Below are 17,018 nucleotides of genomic sequence, written 5' to 3' on the forward strand. Positions count from 1 at the left end.
GCTTAATTGTTTTTATGTACGGCTTGAATAAAAATATCGTTTGCACTTGGTATCAATTCTACAAAATGTTGCACTTCTCCTCTACTGGTTAAAAAAGACAACAAATCGTTGGCAGAATTTGTTTCATTTAGTTTTACATTGATCGTCATTTCATTACCAAGTAATTTAAAATCCGCAGCAAAAACCTCGAAACTTTCTTTTAATTGTGCTTTAACTTCATTCGGATTTGCTGTATTTAAGCCCACTTGAAACGTATTGGTTCTAAACTCACGTTTAATATCTGCCAATTTACCATCAAGTATTTTATTCGATTTGTTGATTAAAGCAATTTCATCGCACATTTCTTCTACAGATTCCATTCTGTGTGTAGAAAAAATAATTGTAGCACCTTCATCTCTCAACTGTAAAATTTCTTTGGCAATTAATTGTGCGTTTATAGGATCGAAACCCGAAAAAGGTTCATCGAAAATTAATAATTTAGGATTGTGCATTACAGTTACAATAAACTGTACTTTTTGTGCCATTCCTTTAGAAAGTTCTTCAATTTTTTTACCCCACCAAGCAGAAATATCAAATTTATCGAACCAATACTTTAACCGTTTTTTGGCTTCTGATTTAGACAATCCTTTTAATTGAGCTAAATACAAAGCTTGCTCACCAACTTTCATAGATTTATACAACCCTCTTTCTTCTGGTAAATAACCAATATCTGCTGTATGTTTTGGTGCTAAAGATTCTCCATCTAACACAACAGAGCCTGCATCTGCCATCGTTATTTGATTAATTATCCTTATTAATGATGTTTTTCCTGCACCATTTGGACCTAACAACCCATACACACTGCCTTTTGGAATGTGAATGGACACATCGTTTAAAGCTATAAAATCTCCATATTTTTTTGAAACATTATTAATTTCTAGTAAGTTACTCATTGGTTTTTTGGTTATTTTCTAATATCAACAAATTTAACTATTTAACAATAACACAAAAAAAAACTCTCAATTAATTTGAGAGTTTTTAATTTAGATAAAATTTATATTATACTTTTTTCTTATATTCTAAGTAATACAAATAAACCATATAAAAAAATAAAAGGAATAAAACTGTTAGTGAAAACACACTAACAGTTTCAAAACCTTTATTTACGAAACCTGCTACTCTTGTTGCTAGATATGCAAGTATTACATATTTAGTTACCTTATTTATTTTTTCTTGTTTGATCATATTTTCCTATTAAACATTATCTAAATTATCACAACCATTTAAACACTCTACTAAAGCAATTGCGGCAATAATATCAGCAATCGGTGCCGGACCATCAGATACAACCATTAAAGTAAAAATGCTATAACAAGCTACTTTACACCAAGGTCCTTTTGCATCTGACTCACTAACTAAACTGTAAAAAACTTCTCCATCAACATTTTTATTATCTAGAGTATTATTTTTTACCATTTTATATTCATACTCAACGTTATTGATATCTATAACATAAAACTTTTTAGAATTAATAGAAAATTTAATGCTACTTATTTCATTATCTATCTCTAAGGTATGAGGAATCTATAGCAGCAATTTCTATAAAGTTTTCAGTTGTAGATTTACTTTGATCTAAATTTAATTTAGAAGCCACTAAATCATATTCACTTAAAGTCTCTGTTTTTGTATCAAATATATTAACTTTATTTGATTGGCTTTGATTTTCTAATATAACACTATCTTTTTCGCAAGCAAAAGCTAAAAATAAAATAGCAACAATCGAGAAAACTCCAAAATTTTTAATTTTTTTCATAATATTTTTTTTTAAGATTAGATGCAATAATAATAACAATAACAAAATAAAAAAGTAAATATTTCAAATGAAAGCTTAAAATATTTCTTGAATCTTAATATATTAACAGATATATAGAATTATTTTCAACAATTTAAATTTACACATAAAATGTTAAAAATTACTATGCATGCATAACTTTTTTTAATTTACTATGCATGCATAGTAATATTTTAATATCTTTGGCATAATGGATAAAAGTATTTCAATTGATCATCAATTAAGAGCCACTTGGCAAGCGGTTGCTAAAATGTATAATGAACAAGCTGCAAAACATGATAGTACTATGGCTACCGCTTTTGTTTTATTAACTATTGATAAAGTAAATGGAACACCATCTACAGCGTTAGGCCCGTTAATGGGTATGGAACCTACAAGCCTATCTAGAATCTTAAAAAATATGGAAGAAAAAGGAGCTATTAGTAGAGAAAAAAATCCGGATGATGGAAGAAGCGTAATTATTAAATTGACAGATTATGGAAAGGAAATGCGTAAAATTTCTAAAGGACACGTTTATCAGTTTAACAATATTGTTAGAGAACATGTCAATCAAAACGAATTGGATTCATTTTTTAAAGTGATGAACACAATAAACACATTAATTACTGAAAAGAAAATTTTTGACACAATTGATGAAGATAAATAAAAAGTACAAAAAACTATAAACAAATGACAAGAAGAATTAAAAAAGTAGCAATCATAGGATCCGGAATTATGGGTTCTGGTATTGCATGTCACTTTGCTAATATTGGTGTTGAAGTTCTTTTATTGGATATTGTTCCAAGAGAATTAAACGACAAAGAAAAAGCAAAAGGACTCACATTAGAAGATAAAGTAGTTCGTAATCGTTTGGTAAATGATGCTTTAGCCACTTCTTTAAAATCGAAACCATCTCCTATTTATAGTCAACAATTTGCAAGTAGAATTACTACTGGTAATTTAGAAGATGATATTGCAAAAGTAGCAGATGTAGATTGGATTATGGAAGTTGTTGTAGAACGATTAGACATTAAAAAAATCGTTTTCGAAAAATTAGAGAAATATAGAACTCCTGGTACTATTATTTCTTCAAATACTTCTGGAATTCCGATTCAATTTATGAACGAAGGCAGAAGCGAAGATTTTCAGCAACATTTTGCAGTAACTCACTTTTTTAATCCACCAAGATATTTAAAACTTTTTGAAGTTGTTCCAGGACCAAATTGTAAACAAGAAGTTACAGATTTCTTAATGATGTATGGTGACAAGTTTTTAGGTAAAACGTCAGTTTTAGCAAAAGATACTCCTGCATTTATTGGAAATAGAATTGGTATTTTCGGAATTCAATCTTTATTTCATCAAGTAAAAGAATTAGGTTTAACTGTAGAGGAAGTAGATAAATTAACAGGCCCTGTAATTGGTCGTCCAAAATCGGCTACATTTAGAACTGTAGATGTTGTTGGGCTAGATACTTTGGTACACGTTGCTAATGGTATTTATGAAAATTGTCCTAATGATGAAGCGCATGAGTTGTTTAAATTGCCAGGTTTCATCAACACAATGATGGAAAACAAATGGTTAGGAAGCAAAACTGGTCAAGGATTTTACAAAAAAGTAAAAAATGCTGATGGTAAAAGTGAAATCTTAACCTTAGACTTAGACACCTTAGAATATCGTTCTAAAAAACGTGCAAAATTTGCCACTTTAGAACTTACGAAAACGATTGATAAACCAATTGATCGATTTAAAGTTTTAGTAGGTGGTAAAGATAAAGCTGGCGAGTTTTACAGAAAGAACTTTGCTGCAATGTTTGCTTATGTACAAAATAGAATTCCAGAAATTTCTGATGAGCTTTATAAGATTGATGATGCCATGAAAGCTGGGTTTGGTTGGGAAAATGGTCCTTTCGAAATTTGGGATGCTGTTGGTGTAGAAAAAGGAATCGAATTAATGAAAGCAGAAGGACATGAACCTGCAACTTGGGTAACAGAAATGTTAGCTACTGGTTCTACCTCTTTTTATTCTGTTAAAGAAGGTGCTACTTATTTCTATGATATTCCTGCTAAATCTCAAACTAAAAAACCAGGTCAGGATTCTTTTATCATTCTAGATAATATTAGAAAATCAAACGAAGTTTGGAAAAACTCTGGAGCTGTAATTGAAGATTTAGGAGATGGAATTTTAAATCTAGAATTCCAATCGAAAATGAATACTATTGGTGGTGATGTTTTAGCTGCAATTAATAAAGCAATTGATTTAGCAGAGAAAAATCACCAAGGATTAATTATTGGTAATCAAGCTGCAAACTTTTCTGTAGGTGCCAATATTGGTATGATTTTTATGATGGCTGTAGAGCAAGAATATGATGAATTAAATTATGCCATTAAATATTTTCAAGATACCATGATGCGTATGCGTTATTCTGCAATACCTACAATTTCTGCTCCTCATGGAATGGCTTTAGGTGGTGGTTGCGAAATATCACTACATGCAGATAAAGTTGTTGCAGCAGCAGAAACTTATATAGGTTTGGTAGAATTTGGAGTTGGTGTAATTCCTGGTGGTGGTGGTTCTAAAGAAATGGCGTTAAGAGCATCAGATTTGTTTCATAAAGGTGATGTTCAATTGAATGTTTTACAAGAACATTTCTTAACCATTGGTATGGCAAAAGTTGCAACTTCTGCTTACGAAGCTTTCGATTTAGGTTTATTACAAAAAGGAAAAGATGTAGTTGTTGTTAATAAAGACAGACAAATTGCACAAGCTAAAAAGCATGCCTTATTAATGGCAGATGCTGGTTACACACAGCCTGTAAAACGAAATGATGTTTTAGTGTTAGGGAAACAAGCATTAGGAATGTTTTTAGTAGGTACAGATTCTATGGAAGCAAGTAACTATATTTCTGCTCACGATCAGAAAATTGCAAATAAATTGGCTTACGTTATGGCTGGTGGAGATTTATCTGAACCGACAAAAGTATCTGAACAATACTTATTAGATATTGAGCGCGAAGCTTTTTTAAGTTTATGTACAGAACGTAAAACTTTAGAAAGAATTCAGCACATGTTAAAAACGGGTAAACCTTTACGTAACTAAAATCCCATCTAAATCTTCCCAAAGGGAAGACTTAAAATTAGGAATTTATAAAATGAAGTTTAAAATTTAAAAAATAACCCAGACAAATTCCCTTTCCTTTGGAAAGGGTTAGGGATAGGATTATGAAAACAGCATATATAGTAAAAGCATATAGAACAGCAGTTGGTAAAGCACCAAAAGGATTGTTCAGATTTAAAAGAGCTGACGAATTAGCTGCAGAAACCATTCAATATATGATGAATGAACTGCCTAATTTTGATAAAAAAAGAATTGATGATGTAATTGTTGGTAATGCAATGCCAGAAGGTGCTCAAGGTTTAAATATGGCACGTTTAATCTCTTTAATGGGGTTAGATATTGTTGATGTTCCTGGAGTTACTGTAAACCGTTTTTGTTCTTCTGGATTAGAAACAATTGGTATGGCTGTTGCTAAAATTCAATCTGGAATGGCAGATTGTATTATTGCAGGTGGAGCAGAAAGTATGAGCTCTGTACCAATGACAGGTTTTAAACCCGAATTAAATTATGATACAGTTGCAGCTGGTCATGAAGAATATTATTGGGGAATGGGTAATACAGCAGAAGCTGTTGCCAACGAATTTAATGTATCTAGAAAAGACCAAGATGAATTCGCTTTAAACTCGCATTTAAAAGCATTAAGAGCTTTAGAAGAAAACAGATTTCAAGACCAAATTGTACCTATAGAAGTAGAACAAACTTTTATTGATGCAAAAGGTAAAAAAGCAACCAAAAAATATACAGTTAATAAAGACGAAGGTCCTAGAAAAGGATCGAATATAGAAGGTTTAGCAAGATTGCGTCCTGTTTTTGCAGCTGGTGGAAGTGTAACTGCTGGTAACTCATCTCAAATGAGTGATGGTGCTGCCTTTGCTTTGGTGATGAGCGAAGAAATGGTGAAAGAGTTAAATCTAGAACCTATAGCAAGAATGGTAAGTTATGCTGCTGCAGGTGTACCTCCAAGAATTATGGGAATTGGCCCAGTTGCTGCAATTCCGAAAGCATTAAAACAAGCAGGTTTACAACAAAATGATGTTGAATTGATAGAGTTAAATGAGGCTTTTGCTTCTCAATCTTTAGCTGTAATTCGCGAGTTAGGCTTAAACCCTGATATCATCAACGTAAATGGTGGAGCTATTGCATTAGGTCATCCTTTAGGTTGTACAGGGGCAAAATTATCTGTGCAATTGTTTGATGAAATGCGCAAAAGAGAAATGAATAATAAATACGGAATGGTTACCATGTGCGTAGGAACAGGACAAGGTGCTGCAGGTATTTTTGAATTTTTAAACTAATCATCCGTAAAAACAACATTAAAATGGAAACTACAAACAAAGACATATTAAGAGGAGGACAATTCCTAGTTAAAGAAACAAATTGTGAAGATGTATTTACTCCAGAAGATTTTTCTGAAGAGCAAGCAATGATGAAAGAGGCTGTAAGTGAATTTACAGACAGAGAAATTGTTGCAAATAGAGATCGTTTTGAAGCTAAAGATTATGCATTAACAGAAGAAGTAATGAAAAAAGCTGGAGAACTTGGCTTTTTAGGTGTTGCTGTTCCTGAAGAATATGGAGGAATGGGAATGGGCTTTGTTTCTACTATGATTACTTGCGAATATATTTCGAGTGGAAATGGTTCTTTAAGTACTGCTTTTGGTGCACATACAGGTATTGGTACAATGCCAATTACATTGTATGGAACTGAAGAACAAAAACAAAAATATGTACCAAAATTAGCTTCTGGTGAGTGGATGGGCGCATATTGTTTAACGGAACCAGGTGCTGGTTCTGATGCCAATTCTGGTAAAACTACTGCTGAATTAACAGAAGATGGTAAATCATACAAAATTAATGGGCAAAAAATGTGGATCTCAAATGCAGGTTTCTGTAATTTGATGATCGTTTTTGCACGTATAGAAGATGATAAAAACATTACTGGATTTATTGTTGAGTATGATGCAGCAAATCCAAATGGAATAACTTTAGGTGAAGAAGAGCATAAACTAGGAATTCGTGCATCATCCACAAGACAAGTATTTTTTAACGATACTGTTGTACCAATAGAAAATATGCTATCTGTTAGAGGTGGTGGATTTAAAATTGCCGTAAACGCATTAAATGTTGGTCGTATTAAATTGGCTGCTGCTTGTATTGATTCTCAAAGAAGAGTGTTAACAACTGCTTTACAATATGCAACAGAGCGTAAACAATTTAAAACGCCTATTGCAGAATTTGGTGCTATAAAAGCCAAATTAGCTGAAATGGCTACCAATTGTTATGCTGGTGAATCTGCTAGTTACAGAGCTGCAAAAGATATTGAAGATAGAATTAACATGAGAATGGCTTCTGGGAATACACATCAAGAAGCAGAATTAAAAGGTGTAGAAGAATATGCAATTGAATGTTCTATTTTAAAAGTTACTGTTTCTGAAGATGTACAAGCATGTGCAGATGAAGGGATCCAAATTTTTGGAGGAATGGGCTTTTCTGAAGAAACACCAATGGAAGCCGCTTGGAGAGATGCAAGAATTGCTCGTATTTACGAAGGTACAAACGAAATAAACAGAATGCTTTCTGTAGGTATGTTAATTAAAAAAGCAATGAAAGGTCATGTAGATTTATTAGGCCCTGCTACTGCTGTTGCTGATGAATTAATGGGAATTCCTTCTTTTGATACACCAGATTATTCTGAACTATTTGCAGAAGAAAAAGAAATGATTGCTAAACTAAAGAAAGTCTTTTTAATGGTTGCTGGTGCTGCCATTCAAAAATATGGACCAGATTTAGAGCAACATCAACAATTATTATTAGCTGCTGCAGAAATTTTGAATGAAATATACATGGCAGAATCTACCTTATTACGTGCAGAAAAAAATGCAAAACGTTTTGGAGAAGATGCACAAGAGGGCCAAATAGCTATGGCAAAACTATACTTATACAATGCCGTAGAAATTATTGCTAAAAACGGTAGAGAAGGTATTGTTTCTTTTGCTGAAGGAGATGAGCAACGCATGCTTTTAATGGGATTAAAACGTTTTACCAAATATGCAAACTACCCAAATGTTATTGCGTTAAGAAATACAATTGCAGAAAAGTTGAAAGCAGAAAATAAGTATTGCTTTTAAATGTGATTTAAATATAACTTCTCTTGGCCAAATTTAGCCATACGAACTTTAAGTGGAGAAATCTCAGGTTTCGACTAGATTTCTCCATTTCTGTTAAAATGACATTCACTTTTAAATCATAAAATAAGAATCTAGTTCATAAATAATTGCTCTTAAGCCGAACTCAGGTTTTTAAGTTTTAATTTAAAATAAGTCCAATCACCATTTTTTTACACATAAAACTTAAAAAAGTTTTAAAGTTTTAGTTGTTTGTTAAAAAAGACCATTTTAATTAATGGTCTTTTTGTTATATTTGTAATTCGATTCCCCAATTTTTTTAACAAAAAATACTACAACTATGAAATTAAAGCTATTTTTGGTTGTTGCCTTTTTGATGATTCTAGGGAGCTGTAAAAAACCAAAACCTATCAATATTAATAGTGATGAGCTATTAGAAAACATAAAAACACTCTCTGACGATGTTTACCAAGGGAGAGCTTTTTCTAAACCTGGAAGCAAAAAAGCTCAAGAATTTATTGTTAGTAAATTTGCAGAATTAGGCATTCGCCCTGCTGTAAATAGTAATTATCTTCAAGAGTTTTCTCATACATTTAAAGGCAAAGCTAGACATGAAGTTTTTCCAATGATAACCCCCAAACCTTTAGATGATTACTCTAACGTACCAGATACAACTGCTACTGGTGCCAATATTATTGCATTGCTTAAAGGACAAACAAATAAAGATTTTATAATTACTGCACATTACGATCATTTAGGCGTAAGAGAAGGTAAAATTTATAATGGTGCAGATGATAATGCTTCTGGAACTGCTGCATTATTTACAATAGCTGAATATTTTAAAGAAAACCCAACGCAACATAATTTAATTTTTGCGGCTGTAGATGCAGAAGAAATTGGTTCTTTAGGAGCTGAATATTTTCTAAAAAATTACACCAACAAAGCAAATATTGCCTTAAATATTAATTTAGATATGATTGCTCATAGCGATTATGATCCAGAGTTATTTGCGTCTGGTCTGTATCATCACCCAAATTTAAGAAGCCCTTTAGAAGATATTTATTCAGAAAAAATTATGCTTCTTTTTGGTCATGATGACCCCGAAAATAAAGAACAATCCGACTGGACTTTCTCTTCAGATCATAGAGTTTTTCATAAAGAAAAAATTCCTTTCATTTATTTTGGGGTACCAGACCATAAAGATTATCATAGACATACAGATACTTATGGCACTATAAACGAAGCATTTTATATTGAAGCTGTAAAAGTTATTATTCAGGCTATAGAAAATTTTGATAAAGAACTGGCCAAATAATTAAACCTGGTTTTAGAATATCATAAGAGGTTGTCTTAAAAGTTTATGAAGCTATCTTTTTAACTGAAGTTGAAAAACTTATATTGATTTACAATTGATAAGATTTTTTCATATTGGTTAAAATAACAAGCTTTAGTACTTTTAAAATAGCCTCTTTTCTTTTTTTAACAATGTAAATATTGATAGAAATATAAGTTTTTCTTAATTTCGAATCATAAATTCTGATTTTACACAATAATTATGAAAAAAACCTTACTCTTTTTATTGATTTTAACTTTTGTAATTCCTACAGAAATAGAAGCTCAAAAGAAAAAATCAAAAAAAAACAAAACCGAACAACCTACAAAACAAGCCAAAAAGAGTAAAACACCAAAATACTCAGACTTTGTAAAAGCTGCAACAAAAACCGATGACGGTCTTTTTAAAGTGCATCATAATAAGAGTTCATTTTTATATGAAATTCCTAAAAATAAATTGGGTAAAGAAATGCTCTTGGTAACCCGAATTAAAGAAATACCCGCTGGTTTGGGAGGTGGCTATGTAAATGCTGGATCTAAAATAAATACGCAGGTAATAGTCTGGGAAAAATTTCAGAATAAAATCTTATTAAAAGTAAAATCGTACAATGCTGTCGCAAATGATTCGCTACCTATTTATCAATCGGTAAAAGTAAACAACTTAGAACCCATTATTTATGCTTTTGATATAAAAACTCAAAATGTAGATTCTACAGCGGTTTTAGTTGATGTTACCAAATTTTTCTCATCAGATGTAAAAGCAATTACAGCTTTACCATCATATTATCGAAAAAGGTATAAAGTAAGAAGGTTAGATGCCTCAAGAAGCTTTATCAACTCTATAAAAAGTTATCCAAAAAATATTGAGGTCGTACAAGATTTTACTTTTGATGCAGATGAACCACCTAGTAATACTAGAACAAATACCATTACAATTCGTGTAAACCAATCTATGATAGTATTGCCAGAAGATAAAATGATGCCTAGATTGTACGACAAAAGAGTGGGCTATTTTTCTATTGGTAATGTAGATTATAGTTCTGAAGCCTTAAAAGCAGACGATAAAAGATATATTAGACGTTGGCGTTTAGAACCTAAAGATTTAGAAGCATACTATCGTGGCGAATTAGTAGAGCCTATAAAACCAATTGTATACTACCTAGATCCTGGTACACCTGTTAAATTAAGAAAATACATAAAACAAGGTGTAGATGATTGGGCTAAAGTTTTTGAAACTGCTGGTTTTAAAAATGCAATTATGGCAAAATACCCACCCACTAAAGAAGAAGATCCAGAATTTAGTATGGAAGATGTACGCTATTCTTCTATAAGATATGTAGCTAGTACAACTAGAAATGCAACAGGACCTAGTGTTTCTGACCCAAGAACTGGAGAAATTATTGAAAGTGATATTATTTGGTATCACAATCATTTACGTTCTTACAGAAACCGATATTTATTAGAAACAGGTGCTGCGAATCCGTCTGCAAGAACCCTAGATACTCCCGATGAAGAAATTGGAGAAATGATGCGAATGGTAATTTCGCATGAAGTTGGCCACGCATTAGGTTTACCACACAATATGGCTGCCAGTTTTGCATATCCTGTAGATTCTTTACGTTCTGGAAAATTTACTCAGAAAATGGGAATTGCAGCCACCATTATGGATTATGCTCGTTATAACTATGTTGCACAACCAGGTGATGAAAACATTAGATTTATTCGCCAACTTGGGCCTTATGATCACTATGCCATTAATTGGGGATATCGTAAAATTAAGGGGGCTACAACTCCTCAAAACGAAGTAAAAATCTTAGACAAATGGATTGAAGATAAAGCAGATAACCCTATTTATAGATTTGGTGCGCAACGTTTTGACCCATCTGCTCAAACTGAAGGTATAGGAAACGACCAAGTAAAAGCCTCTACTTACGGAATAAAAAACTTAAAAATAGTAGCTAAAAATTTACCAGAATGGACATCAGATCAAACCAATAATTACGAAGATTTATCTGAATTATATGGCGAATTATTGGGGGTTTGGAGTAGATATATAGGACATGTATCAGGAAATATTGGTGGTGTTTATGAATACAATAAAAAACCAACTCAAAATGGCATGATATATCAACCTGTATCCAAAGAAAAACAAAAAGAAGCAATGGTTTGGTTACAAAAAAATGCTTTTAAAACACAAGATTGGTTGTTAACACCTGAAATTTTGGCCAATATTGATGAGAGTGGATATACAGCTAGAATGTTAAACTTACAAAACAGACAGTTATATTCTATTTTAAATTCATCAAGATTATCTAGAATGATTGATACTGAAATTATAGACTCTAACACATACAATGTTTTGTATATGATGAGAGATTTACGTTATGGCATTTTCTCTGAGGTAAATTATACTAAAAATGTAGATGTGTTTAGACGAAACCTTCAAAAATCTTATATAGATCGATTAGGAATGCTATTAAATGATAAAAATTCTAAAAATTCAGACATATCTTCTATTGCTAGAGGCGAACTAGAAGCTTTAAACTTTCAGTTAACTATTGCTAAAAATAGAAAAGTAAACAGAATTACAAAATATCATTATAGAGATTGTTTGGCAAAAATTAAACAGATCTTAAATCCTAAATAATTTATAAAAGTTTTTTCTAAAATTTTAAAAAACATTCAATTATACTACTTACAAATATAATTGAATGTTTTTTTATTTAAAATCAATAAATTATCATTTTTATTCAAAAAAATGTAACCTTAATTTAAAAATATTCGTCAAAGCTATAAACAAATAATAAAAACAATTTAAAAATCACAAATTATGGAAGAAATAGCTGTATTAATTATAATTTTTGGAACACTTTTCGGAATCGTTTATTTATTTTTTTCTACAAGAAATAAAGAAAGAATGGCTTTGATTGAAAAAGGTGCAGATGCAAGTATTTTTGTTAAAATACCCTCTAAAAACGCGGCTCCTTTTTGGAAAGTTATTATCTTAAACTTATCACTTTTATCAATGGGTATTGGTTTAGGCGTTTTTATAGCATCAATATTAGATACCTATTCTAATTTAGGTGATCCTGTTTACCCAGCAACCATTTTTTTTATGGCTGGTGTGGGTTTATTTATAGGTTTTAACCTCACTAAAAAATTAGACGAATAGTAGTTAACCACTTTTAATCATCAAATTAAAACCATTTCAATTTTTATTAAAGTGGTTTTTTTCTAGTTAAGAAAGTTAGTATCTTTAAGCAACTTTTTTAACATGCAAAAAGAAAAGCAAACTTCAACTTTTAAAGAACTTTTAGATAAGTTGCAGCAAGAAAGTTGGCAACTAGAACTACTAATTTCGGGTTTTGCCATTTTGGGTTTATTTTCTGCTACAGATAATTTATACTTAAAATTTAAAATTGCACAGCATAACAATCATTTAACAGAAAGTTTAGTATGGTTTGCAGTATCTATTTCTTGTTGGATTTTAATTGCAAATCTTTTAATTCATGTAATTTTAAGAGGGCTTTGGATTGGAGCACTAGGCTTGCGCTATGTTTCTGGAGATATTGATTATGAAGAACTAAATTACTCCTCAAAATTTACTAAATATCTCAAAAAAAAAATTGGCTCATTTGATAACTATATCGCTACTTTAGAAGATTATTGTAGTATTGTTTTTGCTGTTTCATTTTTGTTTATCTTCTATTTTTTGGCAAGTTTCCTCTGTGTAATTACTTTACTCGTTATTACAGTAGTCTTTTTAGATAATGATTTTGATGGCATTTGGGAAAATATATTTGAGTTTATAGGTATTGGTCTTATTTTTATTACCCTAGTTGGAATGCTTTTCACTTTTATAGATTTTATAACACAAGGGTTTTTAAAACGTAAAAAATGGACTAGCAAAATTTACTTTCCTATTTACAGGGTATTCAATATCGTAACATTATCATTCTTATACAGACCTTTGGTATACAACTTTTTAGACAATAAGTTTGGTAAACGTTTAAGTTTTATATTGGTTCCTGTTTATATTGGAATATTATACCTAAGTTCATTTAAATATACAGATTCCAACTATTTAAATATTGATAGAAGATCATCAGAATTTGTAGCGAACTCAAATAATTATGAAGACTCAATTCTAAAAGAAAACGATTTTATAAACAGAGCAACCATTCAATCTAAAGTCATTACAGATAATTATCTAAAAATTTTTATTGTTTTTAATGATAATTTAGAAGAACGATTATTTGATTATAACCCAAGTTTAAGGCCCAAAAACGATAGAAGAGGTTTAAGTTCTGGTGTGGTTTTTAACAACAATTACGATATTAGTTTTAGACAATTAGATAGCTTAAGAAAAGCCTATTATTATACTTTTAATGAGGTATACCTCACTAAAATAAATGACACATATTATAAAACCCACTATGTGGCTTCATCTAGTAAAAACAAAAAATTAGGTTTTGAAACTTATGTTGCTATAGATAGTTTAAAAGAAGGTAAGCACCTTTTAAAAATAAATAGAAAATACATTAATAACAAAAAAGACACCGTTTTACGAAACGTAGTTCAAATACCATTCTGGAAATTCAATAAATAAACAAATGAAAAACATTACACTATTACTTTTACTAGTTACAAGCATAACTTTTTCTCAAACCGATCAAAAAATTTATGATATTATCAACGCTGTTTCTGAAGATAGAATTAAAGCAGATGTTAAAACCTTAACTGAATTTGGTACACGAAATACGTTTTCAGATACCATTTCTGATACTCGCGGAATTGGTGCTGCAAGAAGATGGATAAAATCTGAATTCGATAAAATTTCTAACACTTGTAACAATTGTTTAAACGTTTTTTATCAAAAAGATTTGGTAACCAAAGAAATGGGAAAAAGAGTTCCTCATGATGCTTACGTTGTAAATGTTGTAGCCATTCAAAAAGGCACAAAATACCCAAATAAATATATTATTATGAGTGGTGATATTGATTCGCGTGCAAGCAACACAATGGATTTTAAAACAGACGCTCCTGGTGCAAACGACAACGCTTCTGGAATGGCTGGAACCATAGAAGCTGCAAGAGTTTTAAGTAAATATAAATTTGAAAGTAGCATTGTTTATGTTGGTTTATCTGGTGAAGAACAAGGGCTTTTTGGTGGCGCTGGTTTGGCAAAATACGCGAAAGAAAAAGGTTGGGATATTGTTGGTATTTTAAATAATGATATGATTGGAAATATCGAAGGCGTAGATGGTGTAATTGATAATAGAGCTTTTAGAATTTTTAGTGAACCTGTACCAGCTAACGAAACCGAAAGAGAGCGCAGAATGCGTCGTTTTTATGGTGGAGAGGTTGATGGTATTTCTCGTCAATTGGCTAGATATGTGTATAAAACTACGAAAACGTATATGCCAGAAATGAATCCGATGATGATTTATAGATTAGATAGATTTGGACGTGGAGGACATCATAGACCTTTTAACGACTTAGGTTTTGCTGGAATCAGAATTATGGAAGCGCACGAAAATTACACACAACAACATCAAGATATTAGAACTGAAAATGGTATTAATTATGGTGATACTTTTGAGCATGTAAATTTTCCTTATGCTAAAAAATTAACTGCGGTTAACGCAATAAATTTGGCTTCATTGGCTTGGGCTCCTACAGCTCCAAAAGAAGTTGCTATTGGTGGTATTGTTCAAGCATCAGCTAAATTAAAATGGAGTAAAGTAGATGGTGCTAAAGGGTATAAGATTTATTGGAGAGACACAACCTCTCCTACTTGGGATAATTTTAGATATGTAAAAACTACAGAATTTACTTTAGATGGTATTGTTATTGATAATTACTTTTTCGGAGTTGCTGCTGTAGGTGAAAATGGACACGAAAGTGTTGTTGTTTTTCCGAATAAAGCGTTTCGTTAATTATAAATTTATTTTCTAATGAAATCTTACTGGGGTTTTGCAATTATGATGTTTTTTGCTTGTAAAAGTGCACAAGAAAAAATCATAAAACCATCTTACATCAATTTTAAAATAAAGAAAAACACTTTAATTGTTAGTGCAAAAAATCCACTTTCTTGCCCAACATTTATCACTTTTAATAAAGATATTTTAGATACTGTAATTAATATAAATCCGTTAGAAGAAAAAATAATTTTAACTTTAAAAGATAGCTTACTAGATACTTTAAAGGTTTTAAAAAACTACAAACCTAGAATGAAATATGGTAGTTATCCGTTTATACAATATGATACTACTTTTAATTATGGTTTACCTTTTGGTAAAGGTAAACGCTATAAAATAATGCAAGGTCATTTTGGTAAATTTTCCCATAATTCTAATTTTTCTAAGTATGCAATAGATTTTAAAATGAAAGTTGGGCAACCTATTTGTGCAATACGCGATGGTATTGTTGTGAATATTAAAGAAGACTCTAATGAAGGAGGAAAAAGTAAAAAATATTACGATAAAGCCAACTATATATTATTATTCCATAAAGATGGTACTTTTTCACAATATGTACATTTAAAACAAAATGGTGTTGTTGTAGAAAAACAAGATTCTGTAAAAAAGGGGCAAATAATTGGCTATTCTGGAAATACAGGATTTTCTACAGCACCACATTTGCATTTTGGGGTATTTAAACCAACCATAAATGGGTTTGTTTCTATACCATATATTTTAGATTCTATACCTTCACATAAATATAAAAAAGGTAAATATGCGCTTAATAATTAAATTAGTCTTTTAAAAAATTACTAATTTCCTCTTCTGTAATCATTGGGTTTGCTCCAGCATTTTTAGCTACTAAAGCTCCAACTGCACAGGCAAAATTTAATGCTTTTTGAGGGTTTTCTTTAGCCAATAATTTATGAATTAAAGAAGCTAAAAAAGAATCACCAGAGCCAACAGTATCAACTACTTTTATTAAAAAACCGCTATTGTAATACAGGTTACCTTCAAACAATAAAACTGCTCCGTGCTCACCTTTTGTTACACAAATTGTTTTTGTTTTTGTTGTTGATGCTATAAAATGTAAGTTTTGTTCTAAATTATGATAAGGAGATCCTAAATCTGCGCCAATTTCATACAATTCTTCATCATTAAATTTAATAAAGTCTGCTTTTTTCATTAGCTGTAATAATGTGGCGATATCATAAAAAGGTTTTCGAATATTTACATCAAATATTTTATATGATGCTACTTCTAAAAGCTGATTTAATGTGTTTTTAGAAACTTGATCTCTAGCAGCTAAACTACCAAATACAAAAGCATTAGAATGTTTTACCACTTCTAACGCTTTTGTTGTAAGTTTTATCTTATCCCATGCTTTTGGGTATTCAATTGTATAGCTTGCTGCTCCTTTCTTATTTAAAGTTACGGCTACTTTTCCTGTTTCAAAATCATCTAAAATTTGAATATTATCGGTGCTTATATGTTGTTTATCTAGGTAATCTAAAATGGGTTTTCCTAAAACATCATTACCTATAGCACTTATTAAAGTTACATCATTAGAAAAAGATTGTAAACGAGATGCCACATTTAAAGGTGCTCCACCAATTTTTTTTTGAGATGGAAAAACATCCCATAGAACTTCGCCAAAAGAAACAAATTTATTCAT

14 protein-coding genes are annotated in these 17,018 nt (G+C 30.9%); 10 read left to right on the forward strand and 4 right to left on the reverse strand.

Going from position 1 to position 17,018, the window contains the following annotated elements; genetic code table 11:
- Window positions 1-2 precede the first annotated feature (2 nt).
- From ACW9UN_RS06645 to ACW9UN_RS06655, 3 genes are all read right to left on the reverse strand, one after another.
- A complete protein-coding gene (locus ACW9UN_RS06645; protein WP_459485066.1) occupies window positions 3-932 on the reverse strand; it encodes an ABC transporter ATP-binding protein in 930 nt (309 codons plus the stop codon).
- Between the two features lie 301 nt (window positions 933-1,233).
- Window positions 1,234-1,455, reverse strand: a complete 222-nt coding sequence (locus ACW9UN_RS06650; protein WP_459485068.1) for a hypothetical protein — start codon at window positions 1,453-1,455, stop codon at window positions 1,234-1,236.
- 82 nt (window positions 1,456-1,537) lie between these two features.
- Entirely contained in the window at window positions 1,538-1,792 is a 255-nt protein-coding gene (locus ACW9UN_RS06655; protein ID WP_459485070.1) for a hypothetical protein, read from the reverse strand.
- Window positions 1,793-2,021: 229 nt separating this feature from the next.
- Between ACW9UN_RS06655 and ACW9UN_RS06660 the strand changes: the two genes are divergently transcribed.
- The 10 genes from ACW9UN_RS06660 (at window position 2,022) to ACW9UN_RS06705 (ending at window position 16,135) form a co-directional block, all read left to right on the forward strand.
- On the forward strand, window positions 2,022-2,477 hold the full coding sequence (locus tag ACW9UN_RS06660; RefSeq protein ID WP_459485072.1) for a MarR family winged helix-turn-helix transcriptional regulator: 456 nt from the start codon (window positions 2,022-2,024) through the stop codon (window positions 2,475-2,477).
- Between the two features lie 23 nt (window positions 2,478-2,500).
- A complete protein-coding gene (locus ACW9UN_RS06665; protein WP_459485074.1) occupies window positions 2,501-4,906 on the forward strand; it encodes a 3-hydroxyacyl-CoA dehydrogenase/enoyl-CoA hydratase family protein in 2,406 nt (801 codons plus the stop codon).
- A 122-nt stretch (window positions 4,907-5,028) separates the two neighbouring features.
- Complete coding sequence (locus ACW9UN_RS06670; protein WP_459485076.1) at window positions 5,029-6,219, forward strand: acetyl-CoA C-acyltransferase; 1,191 nt, start codon at window positions 5,029-5,031, stop codon at window positions 6,217-6,219.
- Between the two features lie 23 nt (window positions 6,220-6,242).
- Window positions 6,243-8,051 carry an acyl-CoA dehydrogenase FadE gene (locus ACW9UN_RS06675; RefSeq protein WP_459485078.1) on the forward strand — a complete coding sequence of 603 codons (1,809 nt, stop codon included), beginning with the start codon at window positions 6,243-6,245 and terminating at the stop codon, window positions 8,049-8,051.
- Window positions 8,052-8,388: 337 nt separating this feature from the next.
- Window positions 8,389-9,363 carry a M20/M25/M40 family metallo-hydrolase gene (locus ACW9UN_RS06680; RefSeq protein WP_459485079.1) on the forward strand — a complete coding sequence of 325 codons (975 nt, stop codon included), beginning with the start codon at window positions 8,389-8,391 and terminating at the stop codon, window positions 9,361-9,363.
- A gap of 240 nt (window positions 9,364-9,603) precedes the next feature.
- Complete coding sequence (locus ACW9UN_RS06685) at window positions 9,604-12,027, forward strand: zinc-dependent metalloprotease (protein WP_459485081.1); 2,424 nt, start codon at window positions 9,604-9,606, stop codon at window positions 12,025-12,027.
- A gap of 183 nt (window positions 12,028-12,210) precedes the next feature.
- Window positions 12,211-12,552, forward strand: a complete 342-nt coding sequence (locus ACW9UN_RS06690; protein ID WP_459485083.1) for a DUF6249 domain-containing protein — start codon at window positions 12,211-12,213, stop codon at window positions 12,550-12,552.
- Between the two features lie 102 nt (window positions 12,553-12,654).
- Entirely contained in the window at window positions 12,655-13,989 is a 1,335-nt protein-coding gene (locus ACW9UN_RS06695) for a hypothetical protein (protein WP_459485084.1), read from the forward strand.
- Window positions 13,990-13,993: 4 nt separating this feature from the next.
- A complete protein-coding gene (locus tag ACW9UN_RS06700; RefSeq protein WP_459485086.1) occupies window positions 13,994-15,319 on the forward strand; it encodes a M28 family peptidase in 1,326 nt (441 codons plus the stop codon).
- Window positions 15,320-15,337: 18 nt separating this feature from the next.
- Window positions 15,338-16,135, forward strand: coding sequence for a M23 family metallopeptidase (locus tag ACW9UN_RS06705; RefSeq protein WP_459485089.1), 798 nt, complete (start codon window positions 15,338-15,340; stop codon window positions 16,133-16,135).
- A gap of 1 nt (window position 16,136) precedes the next feature.
- On the opposite strand, the gene ACW9UN_RS06710 is transcribed toward ACW9UN_RS06705, so the two are convergent.
- Complete coding sequence (locus ACW9UN_RS06710; RefSeq protein ID WP_459485091.1) at window positions 16,137-17,018, reverse strand: carbohydrate kinase family protein; 882 nt, start codon at window positions 17,016-17,018, stop codon at window positions 16,137-16,139.

The organism is Polaribacter litoreus (assembly GCF_054584775.1).

Excerpts from the sequence above, each read along its gene's own strand:
- ACW9UN_RS06645 (WP_459485066.1), bottom strand. The coding sequence starts at position 932 with ATGAGTAACTTACTAGAAATTAATAATGTTTCAAAAAAATATGGAGAT.
- ACW9UN_RS06650 (WP_459485068.1), bottom strand. The coding sequence starts at position 1,455 with ATGGTAAAAAATAATACTCTAGATAATAAAAATGTTGATGGAGAAGTT.
- ACW9UN_RS06655 (WP_459485070.1), bottom strand. The coding sequence starts at position 1,792 with ATGAAAAAAATTAAAAATTTTGGAGTTTTCTCGATTGTTGCTATTTTA.
- ACW9UN_RS06660 (WP_459485072.1), top strand. The coding sequence starts at position 2,022 with ATGGATAAAAGTATTTCAATTGATCATCAATTAAGAGCCACTTGGCAA.
- ACW9UN_RS06665 (WP_459485074.1), top strand. The coding sequence starts at position 2,501 with ATGACAAGAAGAATTAAAAAAGTAGCAATCATAGGATCCGGAATTATG.
- ACW9UN_RS06670 (WP_459485076.1), top strand. The coding sequence starts at position 5,029 with ATGAAAACAGCATATATAGTAAAAGCATATAGAACAGCAGTTGGTAAA.
- ACW9UN_RS06675 (WP_459485078.1), top strand. The coding sequence starts at position 6,243 with ATGGAAACTACAAACAAAGACATATTAAGAGGAGGACAATTCCTAGTT.
- ACW9UN_RS06680 (WP_459485079.1), top strand. The coding sequence starts at position 8,389 with ATGAAATTAAAGCTATTTTTGGTTGTTGCCTTTTTGATGATTCTAGGG.
- ACW9UN_RS06685 (WP_459485081.1), top strand. The coding sequence starts at position 9,604 with ATGAAAAAAACCTTACTCTTTTTATTGATTTTAACTTTTGTAATTCCT.
- ACW9UN_RS06690 (WP_459485083.1), top strand. The coding sequence starts at position 12,211 with ATGGAAGAAATAGCTGTATTAATTATAATTTTTGGAACACTTTTCGGA.
- ACW9UN_RS06695 (WP_459485084.1), top strand. The coding sequence starts at position 12,655 with ATGCAAAAAGAAAAGCAAACTTCAACTTTTAAAGAACTTTTAGATAAG.
- ACW9UN_RS06700 (WP_459485086.1), top strand. The coding sequence starts at position 13,994 with ATGAAAAACATTACACTATTACTTTTACTAGTTACAAGCATAACTTTT.
- ACW9UN_RS06705 (WP_459485089.1), top strand. The coding sequence starts at position 15,338 with ATGAAATCTTACTGGGGTTTTGCAATTATGATGTTTTTTGCTTGTAAA.
- ACW9UN_RS06710 (WP_459485091.1), bottom strand. The coding sequence starts at position 17,018 with ATGAATAAATTTGTTTCTTTTGGCGAAGTTCTATGGGATGTTTTTCCA.